The following is a 5,373-nucleotide window of genomic DNA, read 5'->3' as shown; positions in this document are numbered from 1 at the left end:
CCATATCCAGCGATCCAATGCCGGCAAGTCCGTGATCCGGTCGCGTGTCGAGCATGTCTTTGCCGATCAGAAATCGCAGACAGGACTGTTCGTCCGAACTGTAGGCATAACGCGAGCCACCATGAGGGTCGGGCTGGCCAATATCGTCTACAACATGCGTCGCTTTCTCTTCCTGGAGCGGATCAGCGCGAGCGCGTAGATATCCAGCGGATGGCAGCCCTCGATCTGCTCAAAACGCAGATCGAAAACCAACCCAAAAGCAGTCAATCAAATCGCCAAAAACCTGAAATTACGGGCCAAGCACATCAATCAAGGGTTCTTCGATCCCTCCAGGTTCCTCAATAACGTTTTTTTGATCCCTTGATGGCAATAAAGCCACTATTTTATTTTGGATGACTGGGACAGATATCAGATATGCGCCTGATGGGAAGTTGATTATGTGGTCATAGTGCGAAATAAAAATTTTTTTCTTGTCCTTGGGCTGGGACAATCTTCTTTGTGGCTGGCCTTAGGGTTAGGGGTCTGTACGCCCGGGCTCGCGCAGACGCGCTCCCAAGGAGGCACGCTCGGTGGTCCTGTTCCTGCTGCCAACCCATCCACAGAAGCTTTGTTCGGCGACCTCTGGGATACACGTCGTTGGCTGGCGAAGCATGGCGTAACCGTATCGATCGACGACGAGAACGAATTTGGCGGGAATGTCGCGGGTGGCGTGACGCGCGAAGTGTCGAACGCTGGCCAGCTCGGCTGGGGGTTCGACATCGACTGGGGCACGCTCGCAGGGTGGCAGGGTTTATCGACTCATGTCTCCAACGTGACACGGTATGGTCAGAGTGCGAGCTTCGGCTTCGGGGATACGCTCGACCCCAGCCAGCAGGTCTATGGCGGCGGCGGCAACACCGCTGCCCATCTCGTTCTGGCGTTCGCCGAACAGAAACTGCAGGACGGCAAATATGACATCTCGGTCGGGCGCATGGGTTTGCTGAACAATTTTGACGCCTCGACGCTCGACTGCACCTTCATGAACAACATGATCTGCGGCGTTCCCAAGGCGCCGACGGACGTGCTGTCCAACAGCGTCTATCCCAAAGCCGTCTGGGGAGCAAACATTCGCTACACGCCATTCAAGGCGTGGACCTTCAGCACCGGAATCTACGCGAACGATCAGAGTTCGAACCGGAGCGGCTGGCATTTCACGACCGCGCAGACCGACGGTGTAGCCATTCCCTTCGAACTGGAGTTTCGACCGGATATCGGGGCGGCCCACCTGCCGGGACGCGTCAAGATCGGCGGCAGCTACGCCTCCGCGCCGATCGCCGACGTCCTCTACGACGTGCACGGGCGAGACGCGGTTTTGACCGGACAGACGGCGCGGCTGGACCACTCTTACCCCGGCGTATGGTTCGTGGCGGATCAGATGATCCATCGTAACGGCCCCGGCGCGGACGAAGGCTTATGGCTGATGCTGCGTTTCAATCACAATGACCCGAGGATCGTCCGACGGGCCGAACAGTATATCATCGCGCTGGTCGATAACGGATTCTGGCGCGCGCGTCCCAAGGACAGCTTCGGGATAATTTTTTCATCGACCACGATCAGCAGCCGCTGGAGTCAGGCCCAGGCGATTGCCCTGCAACATGGTCTGACGCCCCCGTTCGGCTGGAAAGACCAGATCCACCCCGGCATCGCCTACCAGCCCCAGCGCTTCGCGCAGGTCCTGGAAATGCAATACCGCATCCATGTCGGATACGGCATCGTGCTCGGCCCCGATTTTCAATATTTCTGGAACGTCAATGGACAGCGGAACATTCCCAATGCCGTCTTTTTCGGCATGCGCGGGCATGTCCAGGTGTTCTGATCACCGATCAGAAAACGCACTCTTTTCTTAACTGCCTCACATCGAATGGAGAGAAAGATGAACACAATGACAGCACGCCGCCTGTTGAGCAGCTCGGCCATCGTGGTAGCAGCCCTCGCGATCTCAAACGCCCATGCGCAGTCGTCGCCCGCGCCCGCGCATACGCCAGAGATGAGCACATCGACCGCGGCACCCGACACCGCGCAGCCGCGAAACGGCATCACGTATCGCAACGGTCAGCTGATCGTGCAGGTTGTAGCGCTCCGCGATGATGTGTTTCGTGTCCGTGTCGGACGTGACGGCAGGCTTCCGGAAGATGCGTCATGGGCCGCATCCGCGGCGTCGCGCGGAGCTGGCGTTGCCATTACCCGGACGGCAAACGGATTTTCCACGGCATCCGCCCAGGTCAGCATCAACGCAGCGACGGGCGCGGTCACGTTGAGCGACAGGAACGGCCGCACGATCCTCGCCGACTCTGACGCCAGGCCCTACCAATCCTATGGAAAAGGCTTCCGCCTGGTCAAAGACCTTCCGTCTGACACCCATATTTTCGGTCTGGGCGACAAGCCAGGGCCTCTCGACCGACGCGGTTATACCTATCAGAACTGGAACACGGATTCCTATACGTATCAGGAGCGACAGGACCCCCTCTACAAGGACATCCCTTTTTTCATAGCTTACGACAAGGGACGTTCTTACGGCGTCTTCATGGACAATACATGGCGCTCCGTTTTTGACTTCGGCGTCAACGATCCGGGGAAAATGTCATTCGGCGCGGACGGCGGTGCGATCGACTATTATGTCTTTACGGGCCCGACACCAAAAGATGTCCTTTCCGCCTATGGATGGCTGACGGGAATCGCACCGCTCCCGCCCAAATGGGCTTTCGGCTTTCAGCAATCGCGCTACTCGTATCCGGACGCAAGAACGGTTCGGGACATCGCGGCACATCTGCGCCGTGACCACATCCCCGCCGACGCGATCTGGTTCGATATCGGCGTGCAGAATCATAATCGCCCATTCACCATCAACCAGACGGCCTTTCCAGATTTCAAGGGGCTCGTAAAGGATCTGCACGACCAGCATCTCCACAGTGTCGTCATCGCTGACCTGCACGTCGCACGGCAACCGAACATTGGTTACACGCCTTACGACATCGGCGCGGCCCAAAACATGTTCGTGCATCGGCCGGACGGTTCCGTGTATGTCGGACCCGTGTGGCCGGGCCCCGCTGTTTTCCCCGACTTCACTGACCAGAAAGCCCGTGACTATTGGGGAAGCCTCTTCAAGCACCATTATATCGACAACGATCTCGATGGTTTCTGGAACGACATGAACGAGCCTTCGATTTTCACGGCTCTCAAGACCATGCCGAACGACAATGTCCATCGGATTGATGAGCCCGGTTTCCAGACGCGCACGGCGACCCATGAAGAGATGCATAACGTCTATGGTATGGAAAACGGGCGCGCGACATACGAGGGCCTGCTGAAACTCAAACCTAACCAGCGTCCCTTCGTGATGATGCGCGCCTCTTACGCGGGTGGGCAACGGTTTGCGACTACCTGGACCGGCGACAATACGTCGACATGGAACCACCTGCGGATCAGCACGCCCATGCTTCTGAGTCTGGGGCTGGGCGGCTTTACCTATGCGGGAGATAATCTCGGAGGCTTCGTCGGATCTCCTCCTCCGGACCTGCTGACCAAATGGCTTGAAATCGGCATGTTCAATCCGATCGCGGAAGACCACTCCGATCTAGGCACGCGCATGCAGGAACCGTGGGTGGACGGCAAGGCGCAGGAAGATATCCGCCGTCGCTTCATCGAAGACCGCTATAGGCTGATGCCATATATCTACACCATGGCGGATGAGGCGTCCCGGACCGGTATCCCCATCATGCGACCGCTTTTCCTCGAATTCCCGGACGCGGCCAACGGTTTGGCTCTCGACCTTCAGGCTCCCGCGGAGTTCATGTGGGGCAGCGATATTCTGGTGGCACCTCCACAGTTTCTGGAACAGGTCGATGCCTACAAGGTCATTCTCCCGCCTGGCGGGTGGTTCGATTACTGGACCGGAATGAGGATCGAAAACCCTGCGGTCGCGGAAGCGACCGGCAATAGCGGAACGACCACCACGATGGCCGCCGATCCCGCGCAAACGCCACACACCGTGAACGTGACGCCAAATCTGTCGACGCTAGCCGTCTATGCCCGGGCAGGAAGTATCATTCCACGCCAGCCGCTGACACAAAGCACCGATGAGACGCCGAAGGGTAATCTGGAACTTCATGTATACGCAGGCAAGCAGATGTCCGGTCAGATTTATGTCGATGACGGCCGGTCGCTCGATTACCAGCATGGCAAATTCTTTCGCCAGCACTATGCGGCGCAGTTCACCGATGCCGGTAACATGGTCTTTACCGCGTCCCAGCCAGAAGGTCAGTCAACTCCATGGTGGAATTTTGTTGATGTCGTGGTGCACGGCGTGAAGGCGGGAACCGACGCCACGCGTGTCAACGGCGCGACGAACGTCCGATACGATGGCAAGACTGAGACCCTGCGCTTCACCGTACCACGTTTCGAGCGGCAGACGTCACTTACGCTCCACATCAATCTCTGAAGGGGCTAGGCGTGATTGTCGTCGGGGAACGGGGGTTCCTTTTTACACGCATCACGCCGCTGTCATGAGCCATTGGTGCAAGTCCGGTCACGGCAGCGGCTTCTGTCGCTGTCATGCGGCCGAGCTCTGGCATTTCGGCGAGAAGCATGGCGACTGATACCGGGCCGATACCAAGAATGGAACGGAGAAGCTCTGCTTTGGCGGAGAGTTCTGCTGCCTCTGCTATAACGCCTTCAATCCGGTGTTCAAGCTCGCTGATCTGGCTTTCGAGAAATGCTTTGAGACTGCTGTCCATCTCCTCCAGTTCAGCGCTCACACCCTGCTTGCGGCGCGCCGAAATCTGGGCAGAAAGCCGTTTACGTGCCTCCACCATCTGAGCTCTGCGCACCGTCAGTGCCCGCAGAATCTGGAGTTTTGCATCCGGCAGTGTTCGTCCTGCTTCTGGACGAAAAGCCATAAAGCGCGCAATCAGTTCCGCGTCGATCTGGTCGGTCTTCGCTCTCTTCCCCATGGAGCATGCGAAAGCCTTGATCAGTGCTGGTGGCAACTGGACCGCATTGATCCCCATACTTATGAGAACACGCCAGAGTGCCCATTCCTGTCCGCCTGTGGCTTCAAACCCAACCTTGAGATCGTCCGGCATACTCTGAAGAATTTCAAGTAATCTGGCATGGCCATCAGGTGAATTCTGAAAACGAAATCTCTGCTTTTCTGGCAGGCAAAAGCCATCAAGCCAGTCTCGGGACAAATCTATTCCAATGACCGTTTCCGAAGACATATCACTCTCTCTTTCTTATGTTCGCGGTCCCGGAACCGGGCCGCCGTCAACTGTTCGAGACGGTGAAGAGAGGCGAGATCGGCCTGCTAGAAAACGTGGTCAGGCTACCAGGTGGAGG

General features: G+C 57.5%; 3 protein-coding genes and 1 pseudogene. 3 read left to right on the top strand and 1 reads right to left on the bottom strand.

From position 1 onward, the window contains the following. The 3 genes and pseudogenes from GOX01_RS12140 to GOX01_RS12130 all read left to right on the top strand — a co-directional run. Positions 1–199 (top strand): annotated as a pseudogene (locus GOX01_RS12140) (IS5/IS1182 family transposase); the annotation flags it as partial. Between the two features lie 408 nt (positions 200–607). Beyond that, positions 608–1,855 (top strand): carbohydrate porin, encoded by a 1,248-nt coding sequence (locus GOX01_RS12135; RefSeq protein ID WP_024717258.1) that lies wholly within the window; start codon positions 608–610, stop codon positions 1,853–1,855. A 57-nt stretch (positions 1,856–1,912) separates the two neighbouring features. Further along, positions 1,913–4,477: a glycoside hydrolase family 31 protein gene (locus GOX01_RS12130; RefSeq protein WP_200862608.1), complete on the top strand. Its 2,565-nt coding sequence runs from the start codon at positions 1,913–1,915 to the stop codon at positions 4,475–4,477. Here GOX01_RS12130 and GOX01_RS12125 read toward each other — a convergent pair. After that, a complete protein-coding gene (locus GOX01_RS12125) occupies positions 4,467–5,255 on the bottom strand; it encodes an IS110 family transposase (protein ID WP_228119355.1) in 789 nt (262 codons plus the stop codon). The two genes, GOX01_RS12130 and GOX01_RS12125, sit on opposite strands and share 11 nt — an antisense overlap. Between the last annotated feature and the right edge of the window lie 118 nt (positions 5,256–5,373).

The organism is Gluconobacter oxydans (assembly GCF_006539685.1).
GTDB classification, from domain to species: domain Bacteria; phylum Pseudomonadota; class Alphaproteobacteria; order Acetobacterales; family Acetobacteraceae; genus Gluconobacter; species Gluconobacter oxydans.
Note: the sequence above shows the minus strand (reverse complement) of the source record. Positions and strands in the feature narration are given on the sequence as shown.

Excerpts from the sequence above, each read along its gene's own strand:
- GOX01_RS12130 (WP_200862608.1), top strand. The coding sequence starts at position 1,913 with ATGAACACAATGACAGCACGCCGCCTGTTGAGCAGCTCGGCCATCGTG.
- GOX01_RS12125 (WP_228119355.1), bottom strand. The coding sequence starts at position 5,255 with ATGTCTTCGGAAACGGTCATTGGAATAGATTTGTCCCGAGACTGGCTT.